Here is a 14,912-nt window from a genome sequence, read left to right on the forward strand (position 1 = left end):
CCGTCAGCCTCGCAGCCTGACGGCCATCCGGCGTCCGTCGGCGGTGAGGCCGTCGGGGGAAATCGCCTGCGCCGAGGGCTGGTTGAGGTACGCGGACCGCAGGCGTTCCCGGGACGTATCGCTGTCGGCCAGGTCGAAGAGGTCCAACAGGGCGTTGAACTTGATCTGTTGCACACCTTCCACGAGCAGCCCCGCCAACTCCGCGGCGGTGGGCGGGAGGACGACGCCGAGGGCGCCGAAGGCGTGCGGGTCGGCCAGTACGCGGCCCGGTCCGTCCTGCGCGCGCAGCGGGGTGCAGGTGGCGAGCAGGGCACGGATTCCCGGCAGGCGGTGCCGGTGACGGGTGCGCAGGTGTGCGCCGGCCTCGGCGAACAGGCGGACCCAGCGGGCGTATTCGGCCTCGTCCGGCCGGGGCGCGGGTGCGGCGGGAAACCCGTCGCGGTGGGGGTCGCCGTCCTCCAGGCGGAAGGTGGCCTCGCCCGCGGCGAGACGGCGTACGGGTTCCCAGTCCACGCCGGTGTCCGGTCCCGCCGCCTGGACGACCGGGAGCGGGTCGCGGTCGGGCCGGACGGCGATCAGCAAGTCGCCCTCGCGCGCGACCAGTTCGGCCGGTCCGTGTCCGGGTGGCAGGGTCAGCCGCCCGATTCCGGGCAGGTGCGCCCACTCGGTGTCCTCCGGCAGCGCGAGCCGGTAGCCGGAACCGGCCCGCAGTGCCGTCGCGGCCGCGATCTCACCGAGCCGCCGGCGGACGTCGGCGGCCGGCAGCCGTCCTTCGAGGGCGCGTACGGCCCAGGTGCCGAGGTGGGGATGGCGCACGGTCTCGGCGGTCTCCCGGGGCCGGTGCCGGTCCAGCCGGGTCACCGCGCTCGCCTCGGGGCCGGGGTAGCGGGCGCACACGGCACCGAGCAGCATCCGGCGGACGCTGGCCTCGGCGGCGGCCAGGGCACGCAGCGCGTCGGCGTCCCCGTCGCCCGCGGCGAGCGAGTCGAAGCCGTGCGCGGTCAGCGTGTGCGGGCGGCTCACCGGTCGCGGGCGGGGAGTCCGCAGGACGTGTCCGATCAGCCGGAAGAGGTCCTCGCAGTAGACCGAGGGGTTGTCGAAGCCGTTGCCGGCCCGGTGGCGGTGGCCGTAGAGGCCGCCCCCGCAGATCCGCACCACGGGGCACTCCCGGCACTGCCGGCTCAGCGCCTCCACTCCCCCGTGCTGGGCCAGGAAGCCGGGGTGGGCCGCCGCCTCGTCGAAGCTGTGCCGCAGGACGTGGAATCCGGTGCCGGGCGCGCCTTCCTGGACCGTCTTGAGCCAGTCGGCCTGCTCGATCTCCCCGTCGGTCTCCACGACGACCAGGTCGGGGCTGCCGAGGCCGAGCGCCTCGGTGAAGGACTCCTGGCCGTCCCGCCCGGCCTCGATCGAGTCGAAGACGCGGACCGGGAAGGGTCTGCCGTCGGCGCGCCAGCGGTCGTGGACGGAGATCAGCCAGCGCGCGTGGGCGGCGCCGCCGCGCGGCGGGTGGTCCCAAGTGGCGTGCGGCAGAAGGAAGTCGACGCGCGGCGGGTCGAGCGCGGCCAGGGCCTCGTACACGGCGAGGGGATCGTTCGCCGTGTCGATGGTGCACAGCAGGCCGGCGAAGGCACTGCGGTACGGGGCGGAGCCGAGGAGCCGCACGGCGCGGACGACGGCTTCGTACGAACCGGTGCCGTCGGCCCGCTTGCGATGACGGTCGTTCGAGGCGCGGTCGCCGTCGAGGGAGACGCCGGTGCTGATCCGTTCGCGGACCAGCATGCGGCACGACTCCTCGTCCAGGCGGAGGCCGTTGGTCTGCATGCGCAGGTCGAGTTCGCACACGCCGTCCAGCGCCGCACGCAGGTCCCGGGCGATCTTGGCGAGTCGCTCGCGGCCGGCGAGCAGGGGTTCGCCGCCGTGCAATATGACGTGCACGCGCGGGAGTTCGGGGTGGGCCCTGGCGTGTTCGGCGATGCGGGCCACGAACGCCGCCACCACCTCGTCCGGGATCACCCGTGGCCGACGGCGCCAACTCTGGTCGGCGTGCTCATAGATGTAGCAGTGGTCGCAGGCGAGGTCGCATCTGCTGTGCACCTTGAGGACGAACTGACGGAACGCTCTTGTCCCGGCGGTCATCGGTCCATGGTGTCCGGGGTGTCAGACGCTGGAGTTGAAGCCGGAGCCCCGTGGCCGGCCGGTCGACAGCAGCCTGTTCAGCATGTGCTGGTCGACCGTCCCCAGGTCGGCCAGTGAGCTGGTGCCGCAGTCGGGGATGTGCGTGGTCAACTGCGGTGGCTGCGGGGACGCGGCCCGTAACGCGCGCTGAACCACACCGGATGCCTCTCCGGAATTCGTCATCGCGGTCTCCTTCGCCGGTTCGTGGAATCGCGTGTCGAACGGATTCCCGCCGAGTGGAATCGCACTGAGCGGTCGGGAGGTGGCATGTCGTCACCACTCCACCCATCATCGTGGTCGTTTCCGGTCGATACAAGGGCGGCAGAGGCAGCTTACGGGTCGGCTCCGGTATGTCGACAGCCAATTCCGGTCAGGGCCGACACACGGTCCGGCCCCGCGGGTTCCGCTGGAGCGGGGCCCACGGGGCCGGTGGGGCAAGGCAGTTGGCTGCGGCTACGGCGTCGGGCCGCCCGGCGGCTGCGGGGACCGGCCCGCCTCCGCCACCTGCTGCTGTCCGAGCCGGCTGTGGGTGCGGCCGTAGAAGAAGTACACGACGAAGCCGATCACCATCCAGATGGCGAAGCGGAGCCAGGTCTCGGCGGGGAGGTTGAGCATCAGCCAGAGGGAGGCCAGGACCGAGAGGATGGGGAGGGCCGGGACCAGGGGGGTGCGGAAGGAGCGGGGCAGGTCCGGGCGCTTGTTCCTGAGGATGATCACGCCGATCGCCACGACGATGAAGGCGAACAGGGTGCCGATGTTGACCAGTTCGGCGAGTTCGCTGAGGCTCGTGAAGCCCGAGATGATCGCGATGATCACACCGAGGAGGATGGTCGGGCGGTACGGGGTGCGGAAGCGCGGATGGACGTGCGAGAAGAAGCGGGGCAGGAGTCCGTCGCGGCTCATCGCGAAGAAGACCCGGGCCTGGCCGAGGAGAAGGATCATGCACACCGTCGTCAGGCCGATCGCGGCGCCGAAGCTGATGAGACCCGCGAACCACGGGTGTCCGGTGGCCTTGAACGCGTCGGCGAGGGGTGCGTCGATCGACAGCGAGCTGTACTTCTGCATGCCGGTGACGACGATCGACACGGCGACGTACAGCGTGGTGCAGATGATCAGTGAGCCGAGGATGCCGCGCGGCACGTCCCGCTGCGGGTTGCGGGTCTCCTCGGCGGCGGTGGCGACGACGTCGAAGCCGATGAAGGCGAAGAAGACCACGGACGCGGCGGTGAAGATGCCCATGACGCCGAAGTTGGAGGGCGCCCAGCCGAACATCAGCTGGATGAGCGGGGCCTTGAGGTTGCCGCCCGCCTCCACGGCCTGCGACTTGGGGATGAACGGCTTGTAGTTGTCGGCCTTGATGAAGAAGGCGCCCGCGACGATCACCACGAGGACGACGGCGACCTTGATGGCGACGACGACGGAGGTGACGCGCGCGGAGAGCTTCATGCCGAGCACGAGGATCGCCGTGAGGACGAGGACGAGCGCGGCGGCGAGGATGTCGAACCCGAAGCCGTGGGCGCCGTCCCGGCCGCTGAGCGCCTCGGGCAGATGCCAGCCCGCGTTGTCCAGCAGCGAGTGGATGTAGCCGGACCAGCCGACCGCCACCACCGCCGTACCGAGGGCGAGTTCGAGGACCAGGTCCCAGCCGATGGTCCAGGCGGGGAGTTCGCCGAGGGAGGCGTACGAAAAGGTGTAGGCGGAACCAGCGACCGGGACCGTGGACGCGAACTCGGCGTAGCAGAGCGCCGCGAGGGCACAGACGACGCCGGCCACGACGAAGGACAGGGAGACCGCCGGGCCGGCGTTGTTCTTGGCGGCGGTGCCGGTGAGGACGAAGATGCCGGTGCCGATGACGACACCGACGCCGAAGACGGTCAGGTCCAGGGCGGAGAGGGATTTCCTGAGCGCGTGCTCCGGTTCCTCGGTGTCCTGGATGGACTGTTCGACTCTCTTCGTCCGGAAGAGGGTGCTGCTCACGGGTGTACCTCCCACGCTTGGCGTCCTCGACATGATCGAGAGGGGGCGATGTGCGTATGCCCCGACGCGGGCGGGTTCACGCGAACGGGCCCCTTTCACCACTGCGAAGAGTGGTGGAAGCGGCCCGTTCGGCGGTGCGGCCGTACCTCAGTCGCGTGCGGACTCCACCGAGTCGACCTCCGCCGTGGGCCGGTCGATGGGGGTCCCCCCATTCGAGCGAAGCCGAGAAAGGGGGAGGCCGTCCAGCTTGGAGACCAGGCCGGTCACCTGGCGGGCGATGTCGGGGGCGGTGAGGCCGATCTCCGTCATCACCTCGGCGCGGGAGGCGTGGTCGAGGAAGCGCGGCGGGATGCCGAAGTCGCGGAGGGGAACATCCACGCCGGCGTCGCGCAGGGCCTGCGCGATCGACGAACCGACGCCGCCGACACGGGAGTTGTCCTCGACGGTGACGACCACCCGGTGCTGTTCCGCGAGCGGGGCCATGGCCTCGTCGACGGGCTTGACCCAGCGCGGGTCGACGACAGTGGTGGTGATGCCCTGCTTGTCGAGGAGGTCGGCGATCTCCAGGCACATCGGCGCCAGCGCGCCGACGGAGACCAGCAGGACGTCCGGGGCGTCGGTGCCGGGCGCGCGCAGCACGTCCATGCCGCCGATCCGGCCCACGGCGGGTACGGCCGGGCCGACCGCGCCCTTGGAGAAGCGGACCACGGTCGGCGCGTCCTTGACCTGGACGGCCTCGCGGAGCTGGGCGCGGACCTGGTCGGCGTCGCGCGGGGCGGCGAGCCGCAGCCCGGGGACGACCTGGAGGATCGACATGTCCCACATGCCGTTGTGGGAGGCGCCGTCGGTGCCGGTGACGCCGGCCCGGTCCAGGACGAAGGTCACCCCGCACTTGTGCAGCGCCACGTCCATCAGCACCTGGTCGAAGGCGCGGTTGAGGAAGGTGGCGTAGACGGCGAAGACGGGGTGCAGTCCCCCGGTGGCGAGGCCCGCCGCGGAGACGGCGCCGTGCTGCTCGGCGATGCCGACGTCGTAGATCCGGTTAGGGAAGGCGTCGGCGAACTTCTTCAGGCCGACCGGCTGGAGCATCGCGGCGGTGATCGCGACGATGTCCTCGCGCTCCTTGCCGAGCGCGACCATCTCGTCGCCGAAGACGGAGGTCCAGTCGGCGCCGGAGGCCTTGATCGGCAGACCGGTGTCGGGGTGGATGGGGCCGATGCCGTGGAAGCGGTCGGCCTCGTCCTGGAGGGCGGGCTGGTAGCCGCGGCCCTTCTCGGTGAGGACGTGCACGATCACCGGGCCGCCGAAGCGCTTGGCGCGGGCCAGCGCGGACTCCATCGCCTCGATGTCGTGGCCGTCGATGGGGCCGACGTACTTGAGGCCGAGGTCCTCGAACATGCCCTGCGGGGCGATGAAGTCCTTCAGGCCCTTCTTCGCGCCGTGCAGCGTCTCGTAGAGGGGCTTGCCGACGACCGGGGTGCGCCCCAGGAGGTCCTTGCCGCGGGCCAGGAAGCGCTCGTAGCCGTCGGTGGTCCGCAGGGTCGCCAGGTGGTTCGCGAGGCCGCCGATGGTCGGTGCGTAGGACCGCTCGTTGTCGTTGACGACGATGACGAGGGGACGGTCCTTGGCGTCGGCGATGTTGTTCAGCGCCTCCCAGGCCATACCGCCGGTCAGCGCGCCGTCACCGATGACCGCGACCACGTGGTCGTCGCGTTCCAGGACCTGGTTCGCCTTGGCGAGGCCGTCGGCCCAGCCGAGGACCGTGGAGGCGTGCGAGTTCTCGATGACGTCGTGCTCGGACTCGGCCTGCGAGGGGTAGCCGGAGAGGCCGCCCTTCTGCTTGAGCTTCGAGAAGTCCTGGCGGCCGGTGAGCAGCTTGTGGACGTAGGACTGGTGGCCGGTGTCCCACAGCACCCGGTCCTTCGGGGACTCGAAGACGCGGTGCAGGGCGATGGTCAGCTCGACCACACCGAGGTTCGGGCCGAGGTGGCCGCCGGTCTTGGAGACGGCGTCGACGAGGAAGGTCCGGATCTCCTCGGCCAGCTGGTCCAGCTGCTCCAGGCTGAGCCGGTCCAGATCGCGCGGTCCCCTGATGCGGGTCAGCAGCGGCACCCGTGCCTCCTTGCGAGTAGAGCTGATCGAGCTGTTGCCGGGCTTGTCGAGTCTAATGTTCCGCCTCTGCGGACCGCGCCCGGGCTGTGCGTCGTACGTCACGCGATCGGCTGTACCCAAGAACAGCCTTTCCTACGACCTTTCCTACGACATGACTGTGCCCGGTACCGCGATCGGTACCGGGCACTGGTCCGAAAGGACGCAGGTCAGCCGCAGGTCAGCCGCGACCTGCCGCCTTCTGGCTCTTGCGGGACACCGAGTCGATGACGACCGCGCCGAGCAGAACGCCACCCGTGATCATGTACTGGATCGACGTGTTCATGTTGAGCAGGTCGAGACCGGTCTGGATCGACTGGATGACGAGCATGCCCAGGAGGGCGGACCAGACGGTGCCGCGGCCACCGAAGAGGCTCGTACCGCCGATGACCGCCGCCGCGATGGCCAGCATCAGGGTGTTGCCGCCACCGGCGTTGAGCGTGGCGCTCTGGGTCTGGCCGGCGAAGAACATACCGCCGACCGCCGCGAAGCCGCCGGAGATGGCGAACACGGTGATGCGGATCATGGACACGTTGATACCGGCACGGCGCGCGGCCTCGATGCCACCGCCGACCGCGAAGACCTTGCGGCCGTACGGGGTACGGCGGAGCACGAAGTCCACGATCACCAGGGACGCGAGGAAGATCACCAGCGAGTTGGAGACACCCGCCGCCGAGTTCAGCACGGCCGCGGTGACGAACGCGGCCACGGCGAGCAGGCCGACCCGCAGCGCGATCTCACTGGTGGGCCGGAACGGCACCCCGGCGGCCTTGCGGCGGCGCTGGTCGACGAGCGAGCCGTAGGCCAGGGAGACGACGCCGAGGCCGGCCAGGATGTAGGCGCCGGCGATCGACTGGTCCATGAAGAACGAGCTCTGGCCGAGCAGGTGCACCGGACCCGCGTCCGGGATGTTGATGGTGCCGCTCGAACCGAGCAGCCACAGCATCAGACCGTTCCAGCCGAGGAAGCCGGCCAGGGTGACGACGAACGCCGGTACGCCGATCCTCGCGAAGAAGAAGCCGTGCAGCGCGCCGATGCCGACACCCGTGACGATGGTCAGGACCAGCGCCAGCCAGCCCTCCATCCCGTGGTTGACCACGAAGACGGCGAACAGGGTGGACGCCAGACCGCTGACCGAGCCGACGGACAGGTCGATCTCGCCGAGCAGCAGCACGAAGACCAGGCCGATGGCGAGCATGCCGGTGGCCGACAGGTAGTAGCTGATGTTGGACAGGTTGTCCGCGCTCAGGAACCGGCTGTTCTGCATCTGGAAGATGATGCCGATGACGATCAGACCGGCGACGACCGGCAGCGAGCCGAGCTCACCGCCCTTGACCTTGCGCTTGAACTCGGTGATGTAGCCCTTGAAGCCCTCGTCGCGGACCAGCAGACGCGGGTCGACGACCGAGACGGCCGCGGCCGTGGGGTCGTCGGCGGGAGCGACGGTGGTCTGCGACTCCGCCGATTCCTTCTTCACGGTGTTGGACGTGTCGCTCACTTTGCCGCCTCCGTGCTGCGCACCGCACGACGGGTCACGGCGTTGTCCGTGGCACCGGTGATCGCGGCGATGATCGTTTCCTGACTGGTGTCCTTCACCGGGAAGGAGCCGTTGTTCTTGCCCAGCCGCAGCACGTTGACGGTGTCGGCGACCGCCTTGACGTCGGCCATGTTGTGGCTGATGAGGATGACGCCGAGGTTGCGTTCGCGCAGCCGCTCGACCAGGTCGAGGACCTGCGCGGTCTGCTCGACACCGAGGGCGGCGGTCGGCTCGTCGAGGATGACGACCTTGGGGTCACCGATCAGCGCACGGGCGATGGCGACGACCTGCCGCTGGCCACCGGAGAGGCTGGCGATCGGGATCCGCACGCTCGGGATGCGAATGGAGAGAGTGCTCAGCAGTTCGCGGGAGTTCTTCTCCATCGTGACCTCGTCGATGACGCCACGGCGAAGCAGCTCACGTCCGAGGTACAGGTTGCCGACGACGTCGAGGTTGTCGCAGAGCGCGAGGTCCTGGTAGACCGTCGCGACGCCGAGTCCCTGGGCGTCGTGCGGCTTGTTGATGCTGACCGGGTTGCCCTCCCACTCGATGACTCCTTCATCGATGGGGTGCACACCGGCGATCGTCTTCACCAGGGTGGACTTTCCTGCGCCGTTGTCGCCGACCAGTGCGACCACTTCTCCGGCGTGAACCTCCAGCTCTACGTCGGTGAGGGCCTGCACCGCACCGAATCGCTTGGAGACTCCGCGCAACGCCAGCACGGGCGTAGCGGACACGTGAACCATCTCCTTCGCCGCCTGACCGGCGGGGATGCCGCGCTTGTCAAAAGCCGCGGAGGGTTGTGCCTAGGCACAGATTTACAAGATGAACATGCGCGCGGCCGGTGCCAGTTGGCAACGGCTGCGTTCGCACGGGTTCCGATCGGCGCCCGCCCCACAGCGGGGTTTGAAGGTGGGGCGGACGCCGAAGGGGCTCTGTCACCGCTGGGCGGTGGTTAGGACAGACCGGCCGCCTTGCACGCCGCGGCGTAGTCGGCGGTGCAGATCTGCGCGACGGTGTAGAGACCGTCCTTGATGACCGTGTCCTTGATGTTGGCCTTGGTGACCGACACCGGGGTCAGCAGCTGCGAGGGCACCTTGTCGCCGGAGCCGCTGGTCTGGGTCGTGGTGGCGAGCGAGGAGATGCTCTTGTTCTGCGCCAGGTCCACGGCGAGCGTCGCGGCGGCCTCGGCCTCCGGCTTGAAGGCCTTGTAGACGGTGGAGGACTGGGTACCGGCGACGATGCGCTGGATACCGGCGAGCTCCGCGTCCTGACCCGTCAGCGGGATGCCGCTGATCTTGGCGCCCTTGAGGACGGTGGCGATGCCACCGGCCATGCCGTCGTTGGCGGAGTAGACGCCCGCGATGTTCTTGGCACCCAGCTGGGTGATGGCCGCCGACATCTTCTGCCCGGCGATGGTGTCCTTCCACAGGCCGGACTGCTCGTAGGCGATGTCGACCTTGCCGTCGAGGGCCTCGTGGGCGCCCTTCTTGAACTGCGCGGCGTTCGGGTCGGCGTCGTCACCGTTGATCATGACGATCTTCGACTTGGTGGTGGCCTTCGAGCCCAGCGCGGTGAGGAGAGCCTCGCCCTGGAGCTTGCCGACCTGGACGTTGTCGAAGGAGACGTAGGCCGAGACCGGGCCCTGGGCCAGACGGTCGTACGCGACGACCTTGATGCCCTTGTTGACCGCCTGCTGGATCGAGGACTTGATCGCGGCGGAGTCCTGGGCGCTGATCACGATGACCTTGACGCCCTTGGTGATCATGCTGCTGACCTGCTGGGCCTGGGTGGCCGCGCTGGCGTTGGCGTTGTTGTACTCGACGGTGCAGCCGGAGCAGAGCTCCTTGACCTTGGCCTCGAAGTACGGCTTGTCGAACTTCTCGTACCGCGTGGTGACACTGTCGGGCAGGAGCAGACCGATCTTGGCGTTGGTACCGCCCGAGGAGCTGGACGAGCTGCTGTCGGACTTCTTGTCGCCGGCCTTGCCACAGGCGGCCAGCGAGACGGCCATCGTGGTGGCGATGACAGCAACGGCGGCACGACGCATACGCGTGTTCACTTCAGAAACCTCCCTGACGAGGCCGCGTCGTTGCGGCCGAGGTGGCTGGAAGTCAACTCGGCCACGCGTGCGACGTCAAGAAGTAAATACTTAACGAGATGGCAACGGCGTCGTGCGTTCTCTAAGTGAAGACAGGTGTCGCTGCAGTCAGCGACCCGTCCAAAAGTGTCGAATCGCCCATCTCGCTGAGCGCGAGAGCGAGTGCTCCGAGCACCTCCGCACGGCCTCCAAGTGCCCCCGGGAGAACGGACAGTTGACGCGCCGCACTGGGGATCGCATAGCGGCCGACAGACTCCCTGATCGGCCCGAGCACCAGCTCACCGGCCTCGGCGAGATCGCCACCGAGGACCACTCGGCTCGGGTTCAGCAAATTGCAGAGATTGGCGACTCCACTGCCGATGTGGCGGCCGACGTCGGCGATCACCCGACGGCAGCCCGGGTCTCCGTCCCGCGCCAGCCGTACGACTCCCTCCATGGTCAGGTCGGTGCCGTGACTGCCCTGGAGGAGCGGCAGCACATAGCGCGCGGCCGCGAAGGTCTCCAGGCAGCCCCGGTTTCCGCAACGGCAGACAGGGCCGGACTCATCAAGAGTAATATGCCCGATTTCTCCCGCTGTGCCACCCGGGCCCCGGTAGATCTTGCCGTTGATGACCAGCCCCGCGCCGACCCCGCTCGCGACCTTGATGTACGCCAGGTCCCTGACCCCGCGCCCACTGCCCCAGACCAGCTCACCGAGGGCGCCGAGGTTGGCGTCGTTGTCCACGTGCACCGGTACACCCAGACGGCTGCCGAGCTCCTCGGCGGGTCTGGTGCCGGTCCAGCCCGGGAGGATGGCGGTGGAGCCCAGGGTGCCCGATTCCACGTCGATCGGCCCGGGCACGCCGAGGCCCACCCCGGCGATCTTGGAACGGTCCACTCCGGTCGCCGCGATCAGCCGGTTGACCAGCTCTTCCGCCCGGTCGAAGCCCTGCGTGGAGGAGGCGTCCACATCGACGGGCTCGGACTCCTCGGCCAGCACCTGATGGGCGAGATTTCCGACCGCGACGCGCAAATGTGTGTGCCCGAAGTCGACGCCGATCACGATGCCGGCGTCGCCGCTCAGCGACACGCTGCGGGCCCGGCGGCCGCCCGCCGAAGTCGGTGTGACCTCGACCGTTCCGCCGTCCTTGAGCTCGCGCACGATATTGGAGACCGTCGCAGCGGACAGACCCGTCGTCCTCGCGATCTCCGCCTGCGTGAGCGACCCGGCCAGCCGCACCGCTCGCACGACCCGCTCTAGATTCGCTCGGTGCAGCGACGACTGCGACCCCGGAGTCTCCACGACGACCTCCTGCGCGCGGGACCGCATCGATGAGGCCCCGTCTATGTCCAACTAGTGAACTCTAAGCTGAGCCGTTAGGGTCGCCTCCCGTCAAGAGGTTGAACCGCATCCGGGTACTTGCACGCATGCGTGCAAGCCGCCCCAGAAGCCTGGAGCGGCACGCACGAGCCCCTAGCGGGGCGCTACTTGAGAGCCCCCGCCGTCAGCCCCTGCACCACCTGACGCTGGAAGACGATGTATGCAGCAAGTACTGGAAGCATCGCCATGACCAGACCGGCGAAGAGACCGGACCAGTCGCCCTTGTAGCCCTGGCTGGCGGCGAGCTGCACCAGGCCCTGGGTGAGGACCCGCTTGTCCGGGTCGGTGTTCAGGACCGTCGGCAGCATGTACTGGTTCCACTGGCCCAGGAAGTTGAAGATCCCCACGCTGATCAGGCCCGGCTTGGCCATCGGCAGCATGATCTGGAAGAACGTCCGGCTGTGCGAGGCCCCGTCCACGAACGCCGCCTCCGCCACCGAGGTGGGCAGCGTGCGGAAGAACGCGGTCAGGAAGAAGACCGTGAACGGCAGCGAGTAGGCGATGTAGACCAGGATCAGCCCGTGGATCGTGTTGAGCAGTCCCAGGTTATTGACGACGTAGAACAGCGGAACCAGAGCCAGCATGATCGGGAAGCTCATGCCGCCGATGAACAGGAAGTAGATGAAGCGGTTGCCCGGGAAGTCGAACCGGGCGAGCACGTACGCGGCCATCGAACCGAGCACCAGCGTGCCGATGAGCGAACCGCCCACCACCAGAACGGTGTTGAAGAAGTAGTCGCTCATGTTGGCGTCGGTCCAGGCGCGCGCCCAGTTGCCGAAGTGCAGTTTGTCCGGCAGTGCCCAGGGCGAGCTGAAGATCGCGCTGTCGCTCTTGAAGGACGTCATCACCGCCCACAGGAGTGGCAGGACGACCATGAACGCCCAGAGAATGAGCATGCCGTGCGAGAAGACGTTGAGGACCGTGCCCTCTCTTTTCTTCTTCCGCTTCGGCGGGTCTCCGACGGCTGTGCCGGACTTGGCGACGGGGACACCGGGCTCGGCCGGCAGGGGGGCGGGGGTCTCGGTCGTCTTCATGTGATCAGAACTCCAGCCGCTCACGGCGGCCCAGTCGCATCACGATCGCCGCGAAGGCCAGCGTGACGACGAGCAGGGCGACGCCGATGGTGGTCGCGTAGGCGGCCTGTCCGTCTCGGAACGCCTTCTGGTACACGTACAGGACCATGACGGTGGTCGAGTAGTCGGGACCGCCCGGTCCGGTCGTCATGATCTGTACGACCGCGAACGACTCGGCGCCCAGCGCCAGGATGCCCATGTAGACCCAGCCGGACATCACGGTGTCCCACAGCAGCGGCAGGGTGAGGCGGAAGAACGTGGTCATCCGGTTGGCTCCGTCGAGCAGCGCCGCCTCGTACAGCTCCGCCGGGATGGACGCCATACCGGCGGAGAAGAGGACCACGAAGAAGCCGACCGTGGACCAGACGAGCACCCCCATCACACACCACAGGGCGAGGCTCGGATCACCGAGCCACAGCGGTTGGATGCTGCCGAGTCCGATCCCGCGGAGGAAGGAGTTGATCGCGCCGCTGTCGGGGTTGTACGCGAAGGCGAACAACAGGGCGACGATCGCGATCGAGAGGACCTGCGGGAAGAAATAGACGATCTTGTAGAAGGAGGAGCCGCGGACGCCCGAGACCACCGGGCCGCCCGTCCGGCGCCGCCCACCGACATTGATCATGAAAGCGAAGAACAGCGCCAGACTGATCGTCACCAGCGGCAGCACCAACGCGAACAGGAGACTGTGCTGCAACGATTTCCAGAAGATCTCGTCGTGGAACATTCTCTTGTAGTTGTCGAAGCCGACCATTTTGAATTCCGGGCTCAGCCCCGTCCAGTCCGTGAACGAATAGTAGATGGACTGGATGAAGGGCCATACGACGAAAAGCACGTACAGCCCGAGGGGAACGGCCAGGAACCCCACGATGAACCGGTACTTGCCGTGCTGCATTGCTACCGACCCCGTTCTCTGGGCGGGCGCCGCCGCTGGTGACGGATCCTCACTGGTGCTTGTAGTGCTTGATCGACGTGTCCTTGGCCGCCGCGTCGGCGAAGCCCTGGATCTTCTTGATGGTCTCGGCCGGAGTGGCCCGTCCGGCCATCATCTCGCCGAGACCCGCGACACCGATCTGCTCCTTCTGCAACTGCACGTACCAGTCCTGCAGTCGCGGGTTGAGGACGTTGTCGCCGGCCAGCTTCAGCGCCGCCACACCGGAGGTGAGGCCCGGCGTGAGGGTGATCCCGGTGGTGCCGCCGTTGTAGGCGGTCAGTGACTTCACCTTGCTGGTGAAGTTCTTCGAGGAGGCCTCGCTGAGCATGATGCGCAGCTGCTCCATGCCGCCCGCCGCGTTGGCCGCCTTGGCCGGGACGATGAAGGGCTCACCGCCGGACGCCCAGATGGTGCCGAAGGGCATCTTGTCGGAGCTGTCGATGCCGGTCGGCGCGGAGACGGCGAGGTTGAAGTCCTTGGGGATGACGTTGGCGGACTCGTTCTCCACCCAGGAGCCGTTCGGGATGAACAGCGCCTTGCCCTCGGCCCACGCGGTCTGCGACTGAATGTGGTCGATGCCGGGCGTGCCCTTGAGGATGTAGCCCTTCTTGTAGAGCTCGTAGTAGGCGTCGAAGCAGGCCTTGACGGCCGGGTGCTTCCAGGCGTTGGGCTCCAGGTTGTCGATCGCGTCGAGGACCTCGCGGCCGCCGACCTTGCCGATCATCGGGTAGAGCGAGAACGGGATGTAGTACGGGTACTTGCCCGCGTAGGTCCAGCCCGCCATGCCCTTCTTCTTGGCCTTGGCGCAGACCGCGAGCATCTGGTCCCAGGTCTCGGGGTACTTCTCGTCGAGCGAGTCCAGGGCCTTCTGCGAGTACCAGACGCCGTACACCGTGTAGGCGTAGTACATGATCCAGACCGGGTCGCCGTCGAACTGGCCCATCTCGACGATGCCGGGCCGCAGGGTGTCGCGGACCTTCTTCGAGGGGTCGTCGTAGGAGGGCGCGTCCAGCAGCGGGGTGAGGTCGGTGAGCTGCTTCTTGCCGACGAGGACACCCATGTCCATCTGCTCGGCACCGGAGTTGTCGATCAGGTCCGGCGGGGTGCCCTGGTTGAAGCGGGGCTGCAGCGTCGACTGGATCTTCTGGGTGGCGGAGAACTTGACCTTCGCCTTGGGGAAGTTCTTCTCGTAGATCTTGACGGCGTCCTGGGCGTACTCCTTTCCGAAGCCACCGTCGAAGAGCACGAACTCCATCTGCGCGGTCTCGTTCACCGCCAGCGGGTTCTTCGCGGTCTTCGTGCCCGACTTGGCCTTCTTGTCCGAGCCGCTGTCGCTGCTCGCACAGGCCGAGAGGAAGCTCATGGCAGGAACGGAGATCAGGCCGAGCGCGGCCGACCTCTTGATCAGATCTCGGCGGCCGACACCTTGTGCGCCGTTGGTACCCGAAACGTTGTTCTCGGCGGAAGTGGATCCCATGCTCAAGTCCTCGCCTTCTCCAGGACTCAGGCGGTGAACCGGATCCTCCCCGGCACCGCGGTCAGGTCGAGCTGGTTCGTGCAGGGGTGGAACGCCGACAGGTATAGTCCACTTCTTGCCAGCAGAGCAAGAT

At 68.0% G+C, this 14,912-nt stretch carries 11 protein-coding genes; all 11 read right to left on the reverse strand.

The window, feature by feature from the left end:
* Window positions 1-3: 3 nt before the first annotated feature.
* A complete protein-coding gene (locus ACWDEW_RS17390) occupies window positions 4-2,136 on the reverse strand; it encodes an FxsB family cyclophane-forming radical SAM/SPASM peptide maturase (protein WP_450513748.1) in 2,133 nt (710 codons plus the stop codon).
* A gap of 21 nt (window positions 2,137-2,157) precedes the next feature.
* The gene (locus tag ACWDEW_RS17395; RefSeq protein ID WP_450513750.1) at window positions 2,158-2,358 is read right to left on the reverse strand and encodes a hypothetical protein; all 201 of its coding nucleotides are present in this window, start codon (window positions 2,356-2,358) and stop codon (window positions 2,158-2,160) included.
* Between the two features lie 270 nt (window positions 2,359-2,628).
* Window positions 2,629-4,152, reverse strand: a complete 1,524-nt coding sequence (locus ACWDEW_RS17400) for an amino acid permease (RefSeq protein WP_450513752.1) — start codon at window positions 4,150-4,152, stop codon at window positions 2,629-2,631.
* A 147-nt stretch (window positions 4,153-4,299) separates the two neighbouring features.
* Entirely contained in the window at window positions 4,300-6,264 is a 1,965-nt protein-coding gene (gene dxs / locus ACWDEW_RS17405) for a 1-deoxy-D-xylulose-5-phosphate synthase (protein WP_450513754.1), read from the reverse strand.
* A 217-nt stretch (window positions 6,265-6,481) separates the two neighbouring features.
* Window positions 6,482-7,798 carry a sugar ABC transporter permease gene (locus ACWDEW_RS17410; RefSeq protein WP_450513756.1) on the reverse strand — a complete coding sequence of 439 codons (1,317 nt, stop codon included), beginning with the start codon at window positions 7,796-7,798 and terminating at the stop codon, window positions 6,482-6,484.
* Complete coding sequence (locus ACWDEW_RS17415) at window positions 7,795-8,583, reverse strand: ATP-binding cassette domain-containing protein (RefSeq protein WP_388111288.1); 789 nt, start codon at window positions 8,581-8,583, stop codon at window positions 7,795-7,797. The genes ACWDEW_RS17410 and ACWDEW_RS17415 overlap by 4 nt, the downstream gene beginning before the upstream one ends.
* Window positions 8,584-8,792: 209 nt before the next feature.
* Window positions 8,793-9,887: a sugar ABC transporter substrate-binding protein gene (locus ACWDEW_RS17420; RefSeq protein ID WP_450513797.1), complete on the reverse strand. Its 1,095-nt coding sequence runs from the start codon at window positions 9,885-9,887 to the stop codon at window positions 8,793-8,795.
* Window positions 9,888-10,020: 133 nt separating this feature from the next.
* Window positions 10,021-11,220, reverse strand: coding sequence for an ROK family transcriptional regulator (locus ACWDEW_RS17425; protein WP_450513758.1), 1,200 nt, complete (start codon window positions 11,218-11,220; stop codon window positions 10,021-10,023).
* A gap of 182 nt (window positions 11,221-11,402) precedes the next feature.
* Window positions 11,403-12,332 (reverse strand): carbohydrate ABC transporter permease, encoded by a 930-nt coding sequence (locus ACWDEW_RS17430; protein WP_450513760.1) that lies wholly within the window; start codon window positions 12,330-12,332, stop codon window positions 11,403-11,405.
* 4 nt (window positions 12,333-12,336) lie between these two features.
* A complete protein-coding gene (locus ACWDEW_RS17435; protein WP_450513762.1) occupies window positions 12,337-13,263 on the reverse strand; it encodes a carbohydrate ABC transporter permease in 927 nt (308 codons plus the stop codon).
* 49 nt (window positions 13,264-13,312) lie between these two features.
* Window positions 13,313-14,779 (reverse strand): N-acetylglucosamine/diacetylchitobiose ABC transporter substrate-binding protein, encoded by a 1,467-nt coding sequence (gene ngcE, locus ACWDEW_RS17440; RefSeq protein WP_450513764.1) that lies wholly within the window; start codon window positions 14,777-14,779, stop codon window positions 13,313-13,315.
* Between the last annotated feature and the right edge of the window lie 133 nt (window positions 14,780-14,912).

Source organism: Streptomyces sp. NPDC001100, from assembly GCF_053598575.1.